The organism is Streptomyces sp. NPDC048659 (genome assembly GCF_040650575.1).
Lineage (GTDB): Bacteria > Actinomycetota > Actinomycetes > Streptomycetales > Streptomycetaceae > Streptomyces.
In genome coordinates this window covers 144848-161771 of sequence record NZ_JBEZHM010000007.1, presented here as the reverse complement: position 1 = coordinate 161771, position 16924 = coordinate 144848, and the positions used below count along the sequence as shown (strand labels likewise).

General features: G+C 73.7%; 21 protein-coding genes. 17 read left to right on the top strand and 4 right to left on the bottom strand.

Going from position 1 to position 16924, the window contains the following annotated elements; translation table 11 throughout:
- From AB0C99_RS08270 to AB0C99_RS08260, 3 genes are all read right to left on the bottom strand, one after another.
- The gene (locus AB0C99_RS08270; RefSeq protein ID WP_362471143.1) at nt 1-738 is read right to left on the bottom strand and encodes an LON peptidase substrate-binding domain-containing protein; all 738 of its coding nucleotides are present in this window, start codon (nt 736-738) and stop codon (nt 1-3) included.
- 5 nt (nt 739-743) lie between these two features.
- Nucleotides 744-1766, bottom strand: a complete 1023-nt coding sequence (locus AB0C99_RS08265) for a hypothetical protein (RefSeq protein WP_362471140.1) — start codon at nt 1764-1766, stop codon at nt 744-746.
- A 118-nt stretch (nt 1767-1884) separates the two neighbouring features.
- Entirely contained in the window at nt 1885-3486 is a 1602-nt protein-coding gene (locus AB0C99_RS08260) for an oxidoreductase (RefSeq protein ID WP_362471138.1), read from the bottom strand.
- Between the two features lie 172 nt (nt 3487-3658).
- On the opposite strand from AB0C99_RS08260, the gene hisD reads away from it, so the two are divergent.
- From hisD to AB0C99_RS08210, 10 genes are all read left to right on the top strand, one after another.
- The gene (gene hisD, locus AB0C99_RS08255; RefSeq protein WP_362471135.1) at nt 3659-5002 is read left to right on the top strand and encodes a histidinol dehydrogenase; all 1344 of its coding nucleotides are present in this window, start codon (nt 3659-3661) and stop codon (nt 5000-5002) included.
- The gene (locus tag AB0C99_RS08250) at nt 4999-6147 is read left to right on the top strand and encodes a histidinol-phosphate transaminase (protein ID WP_362471132.1); all 1149 of its coding nucleotides are present in this window, start codon (nt 4999-5001) and stop codon (nt 6145-6147) included. The genes hisD and AB0C99_RS08250 overlap by 4 nt, the downstream gene beginning before the upstream one ends.
- The gene (hisB, locus tag AB0C99_RS08245; RefSeq protein WP_030211590.1) at nt 6144-6737 is read left to right on the top strand and encodes an imidazoleglycerol-phosphate dehydratase HisB; all 594 of its coding nucleotides are present in this window, start codon (nt 6144-6146) and stop codon (nt 6735-6737) included. Before AB0C99_RS08250 ends, hisB begins: the two co-directional genes overlap by 4 nt.
- 2 nt (nt 6738-6739) lie before the next feature.
- Complete coding sequence (locus AB0C99_RS08240) at nt 6740-6904, top strand: hypothetical protein (RefSeq protein ID WP_362471129.1); 165 nt, start codon at nt 6740-6742, stop codon at nt 6902-6904.
- The gene (hisH, locus tag AB0C99_RS08235; RefSeq protein ID WP_362471126.1) at nt 6901-7548 is read left to right on the top strand and encodes an imidazole glycerol phosphate synthase subunit HisH; all 648 of its coding nucleotides are present in this window, start codon (nt 6901-6903) and stop codon (nt 7546-7548) included. The genes AB0C99_RS08240 and hisH overlap by 4 nt, the downstream gene beginning before the upstream one ends.
- A complete protein-coding gene (gene priA / locus AB0C99_RS08230; protein ID WP_362471123.1) occupies nt 7545-8276 on the top strand; it encodes a bifunctional 1-(5-phosphoribosyl)-5-((5-phosphoribosylamino)methylideneamino)imidazole-4-carboxamide isomerase/phosphoribosylanthranilate isomerase PriA in 732 nt (243 codons plus the stop codon). Before hisH ends, priA begins: the two co-directional genes overlap by 4 nt.
- The gene (locus AB0C99_RS08225; RefSeq protein WP_362471120.1) at nt 8273-8686 is read left to right on the top strand and encodes a RidA family protein; all 414 of its coding nucleotides are present in this window, start codon (nt 8273-8275) and stop codon (nt 8684-8686) included. Before priA ends, AB0C99_RS08225 begins: the two co-directional genes overlap by 4 nt.
- The gene (gene hisF / locus AB0C99_RS08220) at nt 8683-9438 is read left to right on the top strand and encodes an imidazole glycerol phosphate synthase subunit HisF (protein WP_362471117.1); all 756 of its coding nucleotides are present in this window, start codon (nt 8683-8685) and stop codon (nt 9436-9438) included. The genes AB0C99_RS08225 and hisF overlap by 4 nt, the downstream gene beginning before the upstream one ends.
- Before the next feature lie 117 nt (nt 9439-9555).
- On the top strand, nt 9556-10143 hold the full coding sequence (locus AB0C99_RS08215; protein ID WP_362471114.1) for a helix-turn-helix domain-containing protein: 588 nt from the start codon (nt 9556-9558) through the stop codon (nt 10141-10143).
- Nucleotides 10144-10147: 4 nt separating this feature from the next.
- A complete protein-coding gene (locus AB0C99_RS08210; protein WP_362471111.1) occupies nt 10148-11392 on the top strand; it encodes an MFS transporter in 1245 nt (414 codons plus the stop codon).
- Between the two features lie 75 nt (nt 11393-11467).
- On the opposite strand, the gene AB0C99_RS08205 is transcribed toward AB0C99_RS08210, so the two are convergent.
- Nucleotides 11468-12103, bottom strand: a complete 636-nt coding sequence (locus AB0C99_RS08205) for a TIGR03085 family metal-binding protein (protein WP_362471108.1) — start codon at nt 12101-12103, stop codon at nt 11468-11470.
- Nucleotides 12104-12187: 84 nt separating this feature from the next.
- Here AB0C99_RS08205 and hisI point away from each other — a divergent pair, with 84 nt between their 5' ends.
- The 7 genes from hisI to AB0C99_RS08170 all read left to right on the top strand — a co-directional run bounded on the left by hisI (nt 12188) and on the right by AB0C99_RS08170 (nt 16898).
- Complete coding sequence (gene hisI, locus AB0C99_RS08200) at nt 12188-12556, top strand: phosphoribosyl-AMP cyclohydrolase (protein WP_362471105.1); 369 nt, start codon at nt 12188-12190, stop codon at nt 12554-12556.
- 11 nt (nt 12557-12567) lie between these two features.
- Nucleotides 12568-14061, top strand: a complete 1494-nt coding sequence (locus tag AB0C99_RS08195; RefSeq protein WP_362471103.1) for an anthranilate synthase component I — start codon at nt 12568-12570, stop codon at nt 14059-14061.
- Nucleotides 14062-14086: 25 nt separating this feature from the next.
- Complete coding sequence (locus AB0C99_RS08190; RefSeq protein ID WP_362471101.1) at nt 14087-14746, top strand: TIGR02234 family membrane protein; 660 nt, start codon at nt 14087-14089, stop codon at nt 14744-14746.
- Between the two features lie 114 nt (nt 14747-14860).
- Nucleotides 14861-15115 carry an HGxxPAAW family protein gene (locus tag AB0C99_RS08185; RefSeq protein WP_362471098.1) on the top strand — a complete coding sequence of 85 codons (255 nt, stop codon included), beginning with the start codon at nt 14861-14863 and terminating at the stop codon, nt 15113-15115.
- A 77-nt stretch (nt 15116-15192) separates the two neighbouring features.
- Nucleotides 15193-15696 (top strand): DUF2752 domain-containing protein, encoded by a 504-nt coding sequence (locus AB0C99_RS08180; protein WP_362471095.1) that lies wholly within the window; start codon nt 15193-15195, stop codon nt 15694-15696.
- 131 nt (nt 15697-15827) lie between these two features.
- Complete coding sequence (trpC, locus tag AB0C99_RS08175) at nt 15828-16637, top strand: indole-3-glycerol phosphate synthase TrpC (protein WP_362471093.1); 810 nt, start codon at nt 15828-15830, stop codon at nt 16635-16637.
- A gap of 6 nt (nt 16638-16643) precedes the next feature.
- Nucleotides 16644-16898: a tryptophan synthase subunit(beta) gene (locus AB0C99_RS08170; RefSeq protein ID WP_362471090.1), complete on the top strand. Its 255-nt coding sequence runs from the start codon at nt 16644-16646 to the stop codon at nt 16896-16898.
- The last annotated feature ends 26 nt before the right edge of the window (nt 16899-16924 follow it).

Below are 16924 nucleotides of genomic sequence, written 5' to 3'. Positions count from 1 at the left end.
CTAGTTCGGGCTGGTGGGGGTGCGGGTCAGCTCCACCGCGGGCAGGGACGGGAGGTGGCGCAGGACCGCCGTCTCCTTGCGCAGCAGCGCCAGCTCCTCGCGCAGCCGCGTCGCCGTGTCCGGTGCCTGGAGCAGGCGCTGCTTCGACGGGGTGTCCAGGACGGCCGCGGCCGCGACCAGGTACGACACGACGGACGGGTCGTCCGGCAGTTCGGTCGTGGTCAGGGAGCGCTCGCGGGCGCCCGCGAGTCGCTTCTGGTAGTTCCTGAAGGCCCGCAGGACGCCCTCGGCCAGGGCTTCGGCCTCGTCGCCCTGCTCCTCCGGGATCTCCTCCAGCTCCGCGGTCAGGAACGGGCCTCCGGAGTCCACCGACAGCAGCTTCACCCGGGTCGTGCCCGTGGCCATCACCTCGAAGCCGCCGTCCGGGCGCTCCCGGATCTGGGCCGCGTCGGCGATGCAGCCCACCCGGTGGAACGCCTGGATCGGGTCGGGGCCGAAGCCGGCCGTGGGGCCCTTCTCCGGCAGCGCGGTCTGGTCCGGCAGGCCCGGCGCCGTCGGCGCGACCTCCCGGCCGTCCCGGATCGCCACCACCGCGAAGCGCCGCGGCTCGGAGTCGTCGGTCTTCAGCAGCTCGCGCATCATGGCGCGATAACGCTGCTCGAAGACGTTCAGGGGCAGCACGAGGCCCGGGAACAGCACCGCGTTGAGCGGGAACAGGGGCAGGCGAGCTGTGGTCACAGCGGTCAAGCGTAATGGGCGTCCGGGCCGTCACTACCTGTCCGGGCGCCCTCGCGCAGCCGGGTGCGGCGGGCGGCCTCCCGGACCGTGGTGCTCCGGGCCTCCAGGAAGGCCCGCAGCGGGTCCTCCGCCTGGGCGCTCCAGGGGAACGAGGTGGCCAGGGTGCCGATCCGGGCGAACTCCGCCAGGGCCTCGTGCCAGCGGGAACGGTGCACGAGGACGCGCACCAGGAGGTTGCGGGTCTCCGGTGGCCACGGCGCGTCCGCGGAGCGGGCCAGCGCCCGGTCCGCCGCCGCGTCCAGCCGCCCGGCCGGCACCCCGTGGTCCGGGCCCGCGAGGAGCTGGGCGAAGGCCGCCCGGACCGGCAGGGTCTGCACCAGGGAGCCGGGCAGCGCGTCCTCCGCCGCCTGCTCGGCGAAGTCGAAGCACTCCCGGTGCGAGCCGTACCACTGCGCCGACAGGTACTTGAGGGCCGCCACATGGCAGCCGTAGTGGTGCGGGGCGCGGCGCACGGCCTGCTCCCACAGCGCCTCGAAGCGGCTGTGCCCGGCGTGCGCGCCCCGCGCGTGGTCCAGCGCCAGCCGCCACGGCACCGGGTCCCGCGGCGCCGCCTCGGCCGCCGCGTCGATCAGCGGGTCCAGCTCACGCAGCCGCTCCGCCCTGGCCGGCGACTCCCAGGCGCGCCGCACCGCGAGCTGGGCCGCCACGAGGAGGGCGTCCGGGTCGTCCGGGGTGGCCGAGAGCCAGTGCCGCAGCCAGGCGTCCCTGCTGTACGCGAAGGTGCTCAGGCGCGTCACGCAGCGGTCGCGGTCCTCCCAGTCGGCCGCGTCCCGGGTGGTGGCGAGGAGCTTCGCCGCCGGTTCCGGGTCGCCGAGGGCCGCGGCGACCAGCGCCGGCGCCATCCGGGTGTCCGGCGCGTCCAGCAGCACGTCATCGTCCGGCGGGAGGCCGGCGGCCAGCCGCGGGGCGTGCCGGAGCATCCGGGCGGTGCCCCTCAGGGCGCGGAGCAATGACATGGTGCAAAACATTGAAAAGCGCAGGTGAGAGCCGCGCCAGTGGGGGACTGTGAAGACTTGGTGGCGGCTGGAAGGTTGTCCCCGGGCCAGTCAAGAGTGTGTAAAGGAAGAGGGGGTTGCGGGTGGGTTCTCAGCCGCGTCTCAGGAGGCGGGACGCGCCCGCCGCCACCGTGGTCGCCAGCACCCAGCCCAGCAGGATCAGCACCGTCGACGCCCACTGCCAGAAGCCCGCCATCCGCCAGTAGCCGACCTGGCCCAGGTCGATCACCGGGAGCAGCACGTCCAGGGCGTAGAGGGTGGCGTTCCACGTGGGGGCCTCGCCCTGTTTCAGGGGGACCGGGTCGTAGTGGGCGAACGCGTAGGCGCCCGCCGCCCACAGCACCGCCATCCACACCAGCGCCCGGCCCGGGCGGTAGCCGTACGCCACCGCGAGGTCCTGGACGTAGCCCCACAGCTTGCCCGCCAGGGGCAGGGTCTCCCGGCGGCGGCGCTGCTTGGCGAGCAGCACCACCCGCGCGTCGGCGTCCTCCCCGCTGTTGCGCAGCACCGCCGCCAGCCGCTCGTACGGCTCCGGCGCGTACTCCGGGGTCGCCGACGCCACCCACTCCAGGCGTCTGCTCAGCGGGAAGTGCCCGTACGGCACGAGGTTCTCGTAGACGAAGCCGCTCAGCGCCAGGCCGCCGGGGCCCGGCCAGCTGGTGGAGAGGTCGATCAGGGTCACCACCTTCGCCCCGTTGAGGACGACCCTGCCCTCCTCCGGGCGTTCGCCGTTGAAGCGGAGCTCCGGGGTGACGATGCGGCGCAGCGACAGCTCCTCGCGGCGCGCGCCGTCCAGCAGGAAGCGGGCGTAGTGCAGGTCCAGCGAGTCGCCGAACCGCCCGTCGTCGAGCCGCACCCCGCCGTGGCACTCCACCGGTTTGCGGCGGGCGCCCTGGGAGGGGGTCACCCCGTACGGCGGGGTCGCCGTCGCGTCGCCGGAGGCGTCGTAGACCCAGGCGGCGTTCAGATAGAGGGTGCGCTCGACCGTGAGCTGCGGCGCGTTCAGCGCGCGGCGCTGCTGGGCGCCGCGCAGCACGCTGCCCCGCAGGCTCAGCGACACGCCGACCTTCGCCCCGCGCAGGCTCACCTCCCCGTGCGTCTCGATCAGCTCCGCCTGGAGGTCCTGGGCGACCGCCAGGCCGTCCGCCGTGATCGCCCGGCCGCGCCGGTCCGGCCACACCCGGATCTGGTTGATCAGCAGGTCCGTGCCGATCTGCGCGTCCGTCAGGCGGATGCCCCGCTCCACCCGGCAGCGCGGCAGGTGGAGGTCGCCGGCCGTGTGCAGCCGGGCGGCCTCCAGGCGGGGTATCGCGCACTCGATGATCCGCAGCGTCCCGAAGTGGGCCTCCGGCAGCACCACCTCGCCGTCGAAGCGGCAGCCGTTCAGCTCCACGTACGGGCCTATCGTGCCGCCCGCCAGGTTGAGCACCCCCGTGATCCGCGCGCCGCGCAGCTTCAGGGCCGCGACACGCCCGGACCGGGCCTGCGGTCCGTCGAGCAGCAGCAGCGCCACCACCTCGGCCCGCACGCTGCGCTCCGCGCCCCAGACGCGCTGCCGGTCGAACGGGTCGTCCCGCTCCGCGACCCCCTCCCTGAGATCACATGCCTTGCCGATCCTGAACGCCCGCCACATGTAGCGCTCCGGGCCGGTCAGGCCCTCGGGCACCCCGTCGTCCACGCGCGGCTCGGTCACTGCCGCCCCCTCGCTTCCCACGACTCCGTTTCCCGGATTCGTACAGCCGTTCTTCCCGCTGAGTGACGGACTGAACGCTAACGGTCAGGAGTGGCGACAAGACGCCAGAGTGGCCCGTATCAGCCAGTGATACGGGCGTCCGGGGCTCTGGGCCGTCTGCGAGAATTGACCCGTGATCTCTCGAATCGATCTGCGCGGCGCGGCCCTCCCCGAGGGTGCCGCCCTGCGCGACCTGCTGCCCCGTGCCGAGTTCGACGTGGAAGCCGCCCTGGAGAAGGTGCGGCCCATCTGCGAGGACGTCCGGCATCATGGCGCCGCAGCGGTGATCGACTACGGGGAGAAGTTCGACGGCGTCCGCGTCGAGAGCCTGCGCGTGCCCGCCGAGGAGCTCACCCGCGCCCTCGACGAGCTCGACCCGGCCGTCCGCGCCGCCCTGGAGGAGTCCGTCCGGCGCGCCCGCCTGGTCCACCGCGCCCAGCGCCGCACCACCCACACCACCCAGGTCGTGCCCGGCGGCACCGTCACCGAGAAGTGGATCCCCGTCGAGCGCGTCGGCCTGTACGTGCCGGGCGGGCGTTCGGTGTACCCGTCGTCCGTCGTGATGAACGTCGTCCCCGCCCAGGAGGCCGGGGTCGAGGGCATCGCCGTGTCCTCGCCGCCCCAGCGCGAGTTCGGCGGGCTGCCGCACCCGACGATCCTGGCCGCCTGCGCCCTGCTCGGCGTCGACGAGGTCTACGCCGCCGGCGGCGCCCAGGCCGTCGCCATGTTCGCGTACGGGACCGAGGGCACCCCCGAGGCGCCCGGCTGCGCCCCCGTCAACCTGGTCACCGGGCCCGGCAACATCTACGTCGCCGCCGCCAAGCGCCTCCTCAAGGGCCGCATCGGCATCGACGCCGAGGCCGGCCCCACCGAGATCGCCGTCCTCGCCGACACCACCGCCGACCCGGTGCACGTCGCCGCCGACCTGATCAGCCAGGCCGAGCACGACCCGATGGCCGCCTCCGTCCTCGTCACCGCCTCCGCGGAGCTCGCCGAGGCCGTCGAGGCCGAGCTCAAGGCCCAGGTCGCCGTCTCCAAGCACGTCGACGACCGGATCGTCCCCGCGCTGGCCGGCCGCCAGTCCGCGATCGTCCTGGTCGCGGACCTGGCGGACGGCCTGCGGGTCGTCGACGCCTACGGCGCCGAGCACCTGGAGATCCAGACCGCCGACGCCGCCGCCGTCGCCGACCGGGTCCGCAACGCGGGCGCGATCTTCGTCGGCCCCTGGGCGCCGGTCTCCCTCGGCGACTACTGCGCAGGCTCCAACCACGTGCTGCCCACCGGCGGCTGCGCCTGCCACTCCTCGGGGCTGTCCGTGCAGTCCTTCCTGCGCGGCGTGCACATCGTCGACTACACGCGCGACGCGCTCGCCGAGGTCGCCCACCACGTGGTGACCCTCGCGGAGGCGGAGGACCTGCCCGCGCACGGCGCGGCGATCAAGGCCCGGTTCGGGTGGAAGGTGCCGGAGAGCAAGTGACCTCGTACGACCAGGCCGGCGACCCCGACCGTTCCCCCTGGGACGAACTCCCCGTCCGCGACGAGCTGAAGGGCAAGTCCCCGTACGGCGCGCCCCAGCTCGACGTCCCCGTCCAGCTGAACACCAACGAGAACCCGTACCCGCTGCCCGAGGCCCTGGTGGCCCGGATCGCGGAGCGGGTCGCCGAGGCCGCCCGCGGCCTCAACCGCTACCCCGACCGGGACGCCGTCGAGCTGCGCACCGAGCTCGCCCGCTACCTCACCCGTACCGGCGGGCACCCCGTCACCATGGGCAACGTGTGGGCCGCCAACGGCTCCAACGAGGTGCTCCAGCAGCTGCTCCAGACCTTCGGCGGACCCGGCCGCACCGCGATCGGCTTCGAGCCCTCGTACTCCATGCACGCCCTGATCGCCCGCGGCACCGGCACCGGCTGGATCTCCGGCCCCCGCAACGAGGACTTCACCATCGACCTCGCGGCGGCCGAGCGGGCCATCGCCGAGCACGCGCCGGACGTCGTCTTCGTCACCTCGCCCAACAACCCCACCGGGACGGCGGTCGAGGCCGAGACGGTGCTCGCGCTGTACGAGGCCGCGCAGGCCGCCAAGCCCTCGCTGGTGGTCGTCGACGAGGCGTACGTCGAGTTCAGCCACCGCGCCTCGCTGCTGCCCCTCATCGAGGGCCGCCCGAACCTGGTGGTCTCCCGGACCATGTCCAAGGCGTTCGGCGCCGCCGGACTGCGCCTGGGCTACCTCGCCGCCCACCCCGCCGTCGTCGACGCCGTCCAGCTGGTGCGCCTGCCGTACCACCTGTCGGCCGTCACCCAGGCCACCGCGCTCGCCGCCCTGGAGCACACCGACACCCTCCTCGGGTACGTCGAGCAGCTCAAGGCCGAGCGCGACCGCCTCGTCACCGAGCTGCGGGGCCTCGGCTACGAGGTCACCGATTCCGACGCCAACTTCGTCCAGTTCGGCCGCTTCGCCGGAGCGGAGGGCTCCCACGCGGCCTGGCGGAAGATCCTCGACCGGGGCGTCCTGGTCCGGGACAACGGCGTACCGGGCTGGCTGCGGGTCACCGCGGGCACCCCCGAAGAGAACGACGCGTTCCTCGACGCGGTTCGTGAGTTGAAGAAGGAGCAGGACGCATGAGCCGCGTAGGCCGCGTGGAGCGCACCACCAAGGAGACCTCCGTCGTCGTCGAGATCGACCTCGACGGCACCGGCAAGGTCGACGTGTCGACCGGGGTCGGGTTCTACGACCACATGCTGGACCAGCTCGGCCGGCACGGTCTGTTCGACCTGACCGTGAAGACCGACGGCGACCTCCACATCGACTCGCACCACACCATCGAGGACACCGCCCTCGCCCTCGGCGCCGCCTTCAAGCAGGCCCTCGGCGACAAGGTCGGCATCTACCGCTTCGGCAACTGCACCGTCCCGCTGGACGAGTCGCTCGCCCAGGTCACCGTCGACCTCTCCGGCCGCCCCTACCTGGTGCACACCGAGCCCGAGAACATGGCGCCGATGATCGGCTCCTACGACACGACGATGACCCGGCACATCCTGGAGTCCTTCGTCGCCCAGGCGCAGATCGCCCTGCACGTCCACGTGCCGTACGGGCGAAACGCCCACCACATCGTCGAGTGCCAGTTCAAGGCCCTCGCCCGCGCCCTGCGCTACGCCTCCGAGCGGGATGTGCGCGCCGCCGGGATCCTCCCCTCCACGAAGGGCGCGCTGTAACCGTGAACAGCCTCTCCACCATCCTGATCGTCGTCGGGCTGTTCCTGCTCGGCGGCATCTACTCCTTCGTCAAGCAGAAGATGCCCAAGGGCCTCATCGTGCTGCTGTCCTTCGGCGCGGTCATGTGCCTGACGGCCGGTCTGCTGCGGCTGGACGTGTGGTCATGAGCGTGACCGGCTCCAAGAAGGTCGTCGTCTTCGACTACGGCTTCGGCAACGTGCGCTCCGCCGAGCGGGCCCTGGCCCGGGTCGGCGCCGACGTCGAGATCACCCGCGACTACGAGCGCGCCATGAACGCCGACGGGCTGCTGGTCCCCGGCGTCGGCGCCTTCTCCGCCTGCATGGAGGGCCTGAAGGCGGCCCGCGGCGACTGGATCATCGGGCGCCGGCTCTCCGGCGGGCGTCCGGTCATGGGCATCTGCGTCGGGATGCAGATCCTCTTCGCCCGCGGCATCGAGCACGGCGTGGAGACCGAGGGGCTCGACGAGTGGCCCGGCTCGGTCGAGCCGCTGAAGGCGCCCGTCGTGCCCCACATGGGCTGGAACACGGTCGACGCGCCCGAGGGCAGCGAGCTCTTCGCCGGGCTCGACGCGGACACCCGCTACTACTTCGTGCACTCCTACGGGGTGCGCGAGTGGGAGCTGGAGATCGGCAACCCGCACATCCGCGCCCCCAAGGTGAGCTGGACCACCCACGGCGAGCCGTTCGTCGCCGCGGTGGAGAACGGTGCCCTGTGGGCCACCCAGTTCCACCCCGAGAAGTCCGGCGACGCCGGCGCCCAGCTCCTCACCAACTGGATCGGAACCCTGTGACCAGCGCGCTCGAACTCCTTCCCGCCGTCGACGTCCGCGACGGCCAGGCCGTCCGGCTGGTGCACGGCGAGTCCGGCACGGAGACCTCCTACGGCTCGCCCCTGGAGGCCGCCCTCGCCTGGCAGCGCTCCGGCGCCGAGTGGCTGCACCTGGTCGACCTGGACGCCGCCTTCGGCACCGGCGACAACCGGCAGCTGGTCCGCGAGGTCACCGAGGCCATGGACATCAAGGTCGAGCTCTCCGGCGGCATCCGCGACGACGCCACGCTGGCCGCCGCGCTCGCCACCGGCTGCACCCGCGTCAACCTGGGTACGGCCGCCCTGGAGACCCCCGAGTGGGTCGCCAAGGTCATCGCCGAGCACGGCGACAAGATCGCGGTCGGCCTGGACGTGCGCGGCACCACCCTGCGCGGCCGGGGCTGGACCCGCGACGGCGGCGACCTGTACGAGACGCTGGCCCGGCTCGACGCGGAGGGCTGCGCCCGGTACGTGGTCACCGACATCGCCAAGGACGGCACGCTGGCGGGCCCCAACCTGGAGCTCCTGAAGAACGTCTGCGCGGCCACCGACAAGCCGGTCGTCGCCTCGGGCGGCGTCTCCTCGCTGGACGACCTGCGCGCCCTGTCGGGCCTGGTCCCGCTGGGTGTCGAGGGCGCGATCGTCGGCAAGGCGCTGTACGCGAAGGCGTTCACCCTGGAGGAGGCCCTCAAGGCGGTGGCGACCGCATGAGCGACTCCGTGCGCAAGGTCGTGACCGGCGCCCCCTGGGAGGAGCAGTTCGGCTACTCCCGCGCGGTGGAGCTGCCGAACGGGACCGTCCTGGTCGCCGGCTGCACCTCCGTGGTCGGCGGCGCGATCGCCGACGGCGGTCCGTACGAGCAGACCGTCAACTCCTTCAACGTCGCCTTCGACGCCCTGAAGCAGCTGGGTCTGGGCGCCGAGCACGTCGTCCGCACCCGCATGTACATCACCCACGCGCGGGACGTGGACGAGGTCGGCCGGGCCCACAAGGAGCTCTTCGACACGGTCCGCCCCGCCGCCTCCATGATCATCGTCTCCGGTTTCGTCGACCCCCGCCTGGTCGTCGAGGTCGAGGTCGAGGCGTACCGCCCGGCCGGCACCGAGGGAGGGACCGCGTGAGTCTCGCCGTACGCGTGATCCCCTGCCTGGACGTGGACAACGGCCGGGTCGTCAAGGGCGTCAACTTCCAGAACCTGCGGGACGCGGGCGACCCCGTCGAGATGGCCAAGCTGTACGACGCCGAGGGCGCCGACGAGCTGACCTTCCTCGACATCACCGCCTCCTCCGGCGACCGGGAGACCACCTACGACGTGGTGCGCCGCACCGCCGAGCAGGTCTTCATCCCGCTGACCGTCGGCGGCGGGGTGCGCTCCGCCGAGGATGTCGACAAGCTGCTGCGGGCCGGCGCGGACAAGGTGGGCGTGAACACGGCCGCCATCGCCCGCCCCGAGCTGATCCGCGAGATCGCCGAGCGCTTCGGGCGGCAGGTGCTCGTCCTGTCGGTCGACGCGCGGCGCACCGAGTCCGGCTCCTTCGAGGTCACCACGCACGGCGGGCGCCGGGGCACCGGCATGGACGCCGTCGAGTGGGCGCACCGGGCCGCCGAGCTGGGCGCGGGGGAGATCCTGCTCAACTCGATGGACGCGGACGGCACCAAGGACGGCTACGACACGGAGATGATCGAGGCGGTACGCAGGCACGTGACCGTGCCGGTGATCGCCTCCGGCGGCGCCGGCAAGCTGGCCGACTTCGCGCCGGCCGTCGACGCGGGCGCGGACGCGGTGCTCGCGGCCTCGGTCTTCCACTTCGGCGACCTGCGGATCGGCGAGGTCAAGCAGGCGCTGAGGGAGGCGGGCCGGCAGGTCCGTTAGGCGGGATGCTTTGGAGGGCCCCCGGGGATCCCGGGGGCCCTTCTCTTTCCTTCGATACGAAGGATTAGTTGTGCAATTTTCATTGCGCAAGTTTTCCTTCCTATCTAGGGTTCCGGCATGACCTCGTCGGAGAACCGCCGGATCACCGATCTCGGCACCCTCAAAGCCATCTCCCACCCGCTGCGGATGCGCCTCTACCGCGCCCTCTTCGTCGCCCGCACCGCCACCGCCTCGCAGCTCGCCGACCAGGTCGACGAGGCCGTCTCGCTGGTCAGCTACCACCTGCGCAAACTGGCCGAGCACGGCCTCATCGAGGAGGCCGAGGCGCAGTCCGCCGACGGCCGCGAGCGGTGGTGGCGGCCCAGCTCCTACGGCTTCAGCATCCACGAGGAGGACGTCCGGGACGCGCCCGAACTCGTCGCCGCGACCGCCGCGTTCGGCCGCGCCGTCAACGCCCAGCGGAGCGAGATGCTCGGCCGCTTCCTCGACGAGCGGCACACCTGGTCCGAGGAGTGGCGGGCCGCCTCGGTGAGCTCCGAGTGGCTGCCCCGGCTGACCGCCGCCGAACTGGCCGCCCTCGGCGCCGAGCTCGACGCCGTCGTGCGGAAGTACGACGAGGCGTCCCGCGCCGCCGAGGCCGCGGGCGAGACCGAAGGGCGCGAGAACGTCGCCGTCCACCTCTTCGGCTTCCCCTACAGAGGCTGACCCGGTGACCGCCACGACGACCGCCCCGGCCCCCGTCCGGCCCGCCCACCGCGACCCCAACGTGCTGCGCTGGGTCGGCGCCTACACCGCCTCCACCCTCGGCGACAGCGTCTTCTACCTCGCCCTGTCCTGGACCGCCGTCAGCACCGGCACCCCCGCCCAGGCCGGACTCGTCATGGCCGTCAGCGCCGTGCCCCGCGCGCTGCTCATGCTCGGCGGGGGAGTGATCGCCGACCGCCTCGGCCCCCGCCGCGTCGTCATCGGCTCCGACACGGCCCGCTCCCTCCTCGTCCTCGGCCTCGCCGCCGCGCTCCTCGTCGCCGCGCCCGGCCTCTGGGCGCTCGCCGCCGCCGCCCTCGTCTTCGGCGTCGTCGACGCCCTGTTCCTGCCCGCCGTCGGCGCCCTGCCGCCCCGCATCGCCGCCCCGGACCAGCTCGCCCGGCTCCAGGGGCTGCGCGGCCTCGCGTACCGCTGTGGCGCCGTCCTCGGCGGCCCGCTCGGCGGCCTCGCCGTCGCCCTCGGCGGCCCCGCCACCGCCTTCGGCGCCGCCGGGGTGCTCTTCGCCCTGTCCGTCCCGCTGCTGTGCACCCTGCGGCTGCGGGCCCTGCCCGCCGACGAGGGTGCCCGCGCGGGCACCGCCCTCGGCGACCTCGCCGACGGGCTGCGCCACCTGCGCCGCCACCGCGTCCTCGGCCCGCTGATCGTCATCGTGCTGCTCAGCGACCTCGGCTTCGCCGGGCCCCTCAACGTCGGCCTCGCGCTCCTGGCGGAGCAGCGCGGCTGGGGCGCCGCCGGCATCGGCTGGATCCTCGCCGGCTTCGGCACCGGCGCGGGCGCCGCCTCCCTGCTCCTCGCCGTGCGGGGCCACGTGCCCCGCGCGGGGGCCGTCAGCGGCTGGACCATGACCCTGGGGGCCGTCGCCATCGGCGCCCTCGCCTTCACGGCGTCCCTGCCCGCCGCCGTCGCCGTCGGCCTCGCCATCGGCCTCTTCGCCGGGCTCTCCGGGGCGCTGTGCAACGCCCTCATCCAGACCCACTGCGAGCCCGCCTACCTCGGCCGCGTCACCGCCGTGGCCGGCCTGTGCTCCCTCGGCCTCGCCCCGCTCAGCTTCCCGCTCACGGGCGCGGCGATCGGCCTGTGGGGCATCGGGCCCGTGTACGTCGTGAGCGCGTCCGTCTGCGCCCTGTCAGGGGCGTACGGGCTCCTCGTCCCGGCGGTCCGCCGGGCCGAGCTGACGCGACAGGGATAGGGATAGGGACAGCGATAGAGAGGGGCACTTCCCATTACGGGGACCGCGCCGGGTCCGTACAGGAAGTGCCGCTTCTCAGATCCCCAGCTGCTTCGTGTCGTGCAGCCGCTCCACGGCCTCCGGCTCGCCGTCCAGCGCCACCTTCGCCGCGTCCTGCCGCCCGAAGAGGAACATCGTCAGCTCGCCCGGCTCGCCCGAGACCGTCACCACCGGGGTGCCCTTGTGCGCCACCGTCGTCTGGCCGTTCGGGCGCCGCAGCACCAGGCCCACCGGGGCCTTGCGGCCCAGCAGCCGGGCCGACTTCTCCAGGCGCGACCAGAGCGCGTCCGAGAACACCGGGTCGAGCTCGCGCGCCGACCAGTCCGGCTGCGCCCGGCGCACGTCCTCCGCGTGGACGTAGAACTCCACCACGTTCGCGCCCTCGTCCACCTGCTTGATCGTGAACGGGGAGAGCTTCGGCGGACCCGTCCGGATGAGCTGGATCAGCTCCTCGTACGGCTTCTCGGCGAACTCCGCCTGCACCCGCTCCAGCCGGGACTTCAGCGCCGGGACCAGCGAACCGGCCGCCGCGTCCGGGCGGCGCTCGCGCACCACCACATGGGCGGCCAGGTCCCGGGTCCGCCAGCCCTCGCAGAGCGTCGGCGCGTCCGGACCGGCCGCCTCCAACAGGTCCGCGAGCAGAAGGCGTTCACGCTTGGCATGGGTCGACATGCTCGCCAGGGTACGGCGGCCCCCGCCCGTCCGCCCAGTGGACGCACCGCCGGGCCCGCCCGCCGCGCGCGGCAGAATGGCGGCATGAGCAGCACGCCCCGCACCCCCAGCGACCTCGACCCGGCCATCGCCGCCCGCCTCAAGCGCGGCGAGGACGGCCTGGTCCCCGCCATCGCCCAGCAGTACGACACCGGCGAGGTGCTCATGCTCGGCTGGATGGACGACGAGGCCCTGCACCGCACCCTCACCACCGGCCGCTGCACCTACTGGTCCCGCAGCCGCCGCGAGTACTGGGTCAAGGGCGACACCTCCGGCCACGTCCAGCACGTCAAGTCCGTCGCGCTCGACTGCGACGCCGACACCCTGCTGGTTAAGGTCGACCAGGTCGGCGCCGCCTGCCACACCGGCGCCCGGACCTGCTTCGACGCCGACGTCCTCCTCGCGGCCGAGTAGGGTCTGGCGCCATGGATCTCGAGCACTTCCGCAAGCTGGCGGCCGACCGCCGCGTCATCCCCGTCAGCCGCAGGCTCCTCGCCGACGGCGACACCCCGGTCGGGCTCTACCGCAAGCTCGCCGCCGAACGCCCCGGCACCTTCCTCCTCGAATCCGCGGAGAACGGGCGCAGCTGGTCCCGCTACTCCTTCATCGGGGTCCGCAGCGACGCCACCCTGACCGTCCGCGACGGCGAGGCCCACTGGCTCGGCACCCCGCCGGTCGGCGTCCCCGTCGACGGCGACCCGCTGGCCGCCCTCAAGGCCACCGTCGAGACCCTGCACACGCCACGCGACCTCGCGGGCGGGATGCCCCCGTTCACCGGCGGCATGGTCGGCTACCTGGGCTACGACATCGTCCGCCGCCTGGAGCGCATCGGCGAGCACGGCGGCGACGACCTGAAGCTGCCCGAGCTCACCATGCTGCTCACCAGCGACCTCGCCGTCCTCGACCACTGGGACGGCACGGTCCTGCTGATCGCCAACGCGATCAACCACAACGACCTGGAGACCGGCGTCGACGAGGCGTACGCGGGCGCCGTCGCCCGCCTCGACGCGATGGAGGCCGACCTGGCCCGCCCCGTCGCCACCGTCCCCGCCGCCCTGCCCGACTCCGCGCTGCCGGAGTTCTCGGCCCTCTGGGGCGGCCCGGCCTACCAGGACGCCGTCGAGGACATCAAGGAGCGCATCCGGGCGGGCGAGGCGTTCCAGGTGGTGCCCTCGCAGCGCTTCGAGACCCCGTGCGCCGCGAGCGCCCTGGACGTCTACCGGGTGCTGCGGGCCACCAACCCGTCCCCGTACATGTACCTCTTCCGCTTCGAGAACGGCTTCGACGTCGTCGGCTCCTCGCCCGAGGCGCTGGTCAAGGTCGAGGACGGGCACGCGATGCTCCACCCGATCGCCGGCACCCGGCACCGCGGCGCCACCCCGCAGGAGGACCACGACCTCGCCGAGGAGCTGCTCGCCGACCCCAAGGAGCGCGCCGAGCACCTGATGCTCGTCGACCTCGGCCGCAACGACCTGGGCCGGGTCTGCGAGCCGGGCTCCGTCGAGGTCGTCGACTTCATGTCGATCGAGCGGTACTCGCACGTCATGCACATCGTCTCCACCGTGACCGGCCGGGTCGCCGAAGGCCGGACCGCCTTCGACGTGCTCACCGCCTGCTTCCCGGCCGGCACGCTGTCCGGCGCGCCCAAGCCCCGCGCGATGCAGATCATCGAGGAGCTCGAACCGACCCGGCGCGGCCTCTACGGCGGATGTGTCGGGTATCTCGACTTCGCCGGGGACTCCGACACCGCCATCGCCATCCGCACCGCCCTGCTGCGCGACGGCACCGCGTATGTGCAGGCCGGAGCGGGTGTGGTGGCCGACTCCGACCCGGTCGCCGAGGACAACGAGTGCCGCAACAAGGCCGCCGCGGTGCTCCGCGCCGTCCACACGGCCAACCGGATGACCACGACCGGATGAACGCGCGCCGGGCCGGTAGGGGATAGTGGGGTACGTGAGTGCCGTACCCGTACCCCAGCCCCGAGCCGCCCGCGCGGGCGGCGCCGCCTCCCCTTCGGGCGCCCGCCGCAGCCTCGCCGCGGCCCTCCTGCTCGGCGCCCTCGGAGCCACCGTCGTGCTGCTCTCCACGGGCCAGATCTGGGCCGAGGGCACCGCGGCGGTCGGCGGCGGCGCCGTCCCGGTGCACGCCAACGGCGGCACCGTCACCGGCGTCCCCACCGCCCTCGCGATCGTCGGCCTCGCCGCGCTCGTCGCCGTCTTCGCCGTCCGCCGCACCGGCCGCACCCTGGTCGCCGCCCTGCTCGCGCTCAGCGGCGCGGGAGCGGCCCTCGCCGCGTTCCTCGGCGCCTCCGACAGCGCCGCCCTGAACGCCGAGGCGGCCCGCGTCAGCGGCAACACCGCCGCCGCCGTCCAGGGCCTCAGCCACACCGTCTGGCCGTACGTCACCGCCGCGGGCGCCGTCCTCATCCTGGCCGCCGGGCTCTTCGCCCTCCGCTACGGCAAGGCGTGGCCCGCGATGGGCGGCCGGTACGAGCGGGGTGGCGCCCCGCGCGCGGCGCGCCGCGGCGCCGCCGCCGATCCGGACCGGCCCGAGGAGCTGTGGAAGGCGCTGGACCGCGGCGAGGACCCCACCAGGAGCGACTGACCGGCGCGCCCGCGACGCGACGCGTGATCGTTCGGGCACCCCGATTCATCTCCGCGCCCCCATGTGCGGAAGAATGAGGCGTCACCACCGAGCAACACCAACGAGGAGCAACTCATGGCGGGCAGCGCCCACGGACACACCCCGGCCGCCTGGACCGGTGTCATCATCTCCTTCATCGGCTTCTGCATCGCCGGCGTCTTCATGGTGGCCGCCAACGTGCCCGCTTTCTGGGGCGGCGTCGGCGTCATCGTCCTCGGCGGTGTCGTCGGCGGCGTCATGAAGATCGCGGGCCTCGGCATGCCGAAGCAGTCGGCCGCCGTCGTGGCCGCCCGTGAGGCCGCCACCGCGAGCATCAAGGCCCGCGCCTGACGCTCCCGGCTCACTCCGAAGGCGCAGCCCCGCGACACGGGGCTGCGCCTTCGCGCGTCAGGGGCGAGAATCACCGGGTGGACGTGAAGCCGGCGGCGGGAGCCGCCACCGAACCGCAGCCCGGCCCGTGGGCCCCGCCCGGCGCCCCGGGCCCGTACGGTCCCTACGCCCCGCCGCCACCCCGGCCGCTCGCCCGGCGGCTGCTCGTACCGCTCGGCACGCTCGGCGCCGTCGCGGCGGCCTTCGCGTACGTCGGCACGGTCGACCCCAACGAACCCGGTCACTACCCGGTCTGCCCGATGCTCCGCTTCACCGGCCTCTACTGCCCCGGCTGCGGCGGGCTGCGCAGCGCCCACGCCGTCGTCCACGGCGAGCTCGGCACCGCCCTCGGCGCGAACGCCCTGGCCGTCATCGGCTACGGCGTCTTCGCCGTCGTCATGGCCGTATGGCTGATTCGCGCCGTCAGGGGCGTCCCCATGCGCCTCTCGGTCTCCCCGGTGCTGTGGTGGGGTATCGGGGCCGTTCTGGCCGTTTTCACCGTCGTGCGGAACCTCCCGTTCGGCTCAGCGCTGGCCCCCTGAAGTCCCAGCAGGTGGGACGCGTCCGCGACCGATGCGGGTCCGGGGCCCACCTGCGGATACCATCGACTTGGCTGAACACTGTTCCTCGGCGTTCATCAACACCGTCACCGTCCCGGAAGGGGGCCTCTCGCGTGAGTGTGCTCGACGAGATCATCGAAGGCGTGCGCGCCGACCTCGCAGAGCGGCAGGCGCGGGTCTCCCTCGACGAGCTCAAGGAGCGCGCCGCCAAGGCCCCGCAGGCCAAGGACGGGGTCGCCGCGCTGCGCGGCGACAGTGTCAAGGTGATCTGCGAGGTCAAGCGCTCCAGCCCGTCCAAGGGCGCCCTCGCCGCCATCGCCGACCCGGCCGCGCTCGCCGCGGACTACGAGGCGGGCGGCGCCGCCGTCATCTCCGTGCTCACCGAGCAGCGCCGCTTCGGCGGCTCGCTCGCCGACCTGGAGGCCGTCCGCGCCCGGGTCGACATCCCGGTGCTGCGCAAGGACTTCATCGTCACCGCGTACCAGCTGTGGGAGGCCCGCGCGTACGGTGCCGACCTGGCGCTCCTCATCGTCGCCGCCCTTGAGCAGGAGGCCCTGGTCTCCCTCATCGAGCGCGCCGAGTCCATCGGCCTGACCCCGCTGGTCGAGGTCCACGACGAGGACGAGGTCGAGCGGGCCGTCGACGCCGGCGCCCGGATCATCGGCGTCAACGCGCGCAACCTCAAGACCCTCAAGGTCGACCGCGGCACCTTCGAGCGCGTCGGCCCCGAGATCCCGGCCGGCATCGTCAAGGTCGCCGAGTCCGGCGTCCGCGGGCCGCACGACCTCATCGCGTACGCCAACGCCGGCGCCGACGCGGTCCTGGTCGGCGAGTCCCTGGTCACCGGCCGCGACCCCAAGGCCGCCGTCGCCGACCTGGTCGCCGCAGGCGCCCACCCGGCGCTGCGGCACGGCCGGAGCTGACCTGACATGACCGCCCGCCGCGTCGCGTCGCCGACCTCGCCCGAGGTCCCGTCGGCGCGCCGTACGCGGCTCCGCACCGCCGCCGCCCCGGCCCACGCCCCGCTGGCCCGGGGCTGCCGGCCGCGCGGCTGCCGCGCGCCCGCCCGCCGGGTCCACGGCCGCCGGGTGCGGTACGTGATCGGCGACGAGCCGGGCCAGGTCAACGGGATGCGATGGCGCCCGCGCGTCGCGCGCACCCGCACGGACACCACGACCGCCTGACACCCGTCGGGCGGCGTACCCGGCCG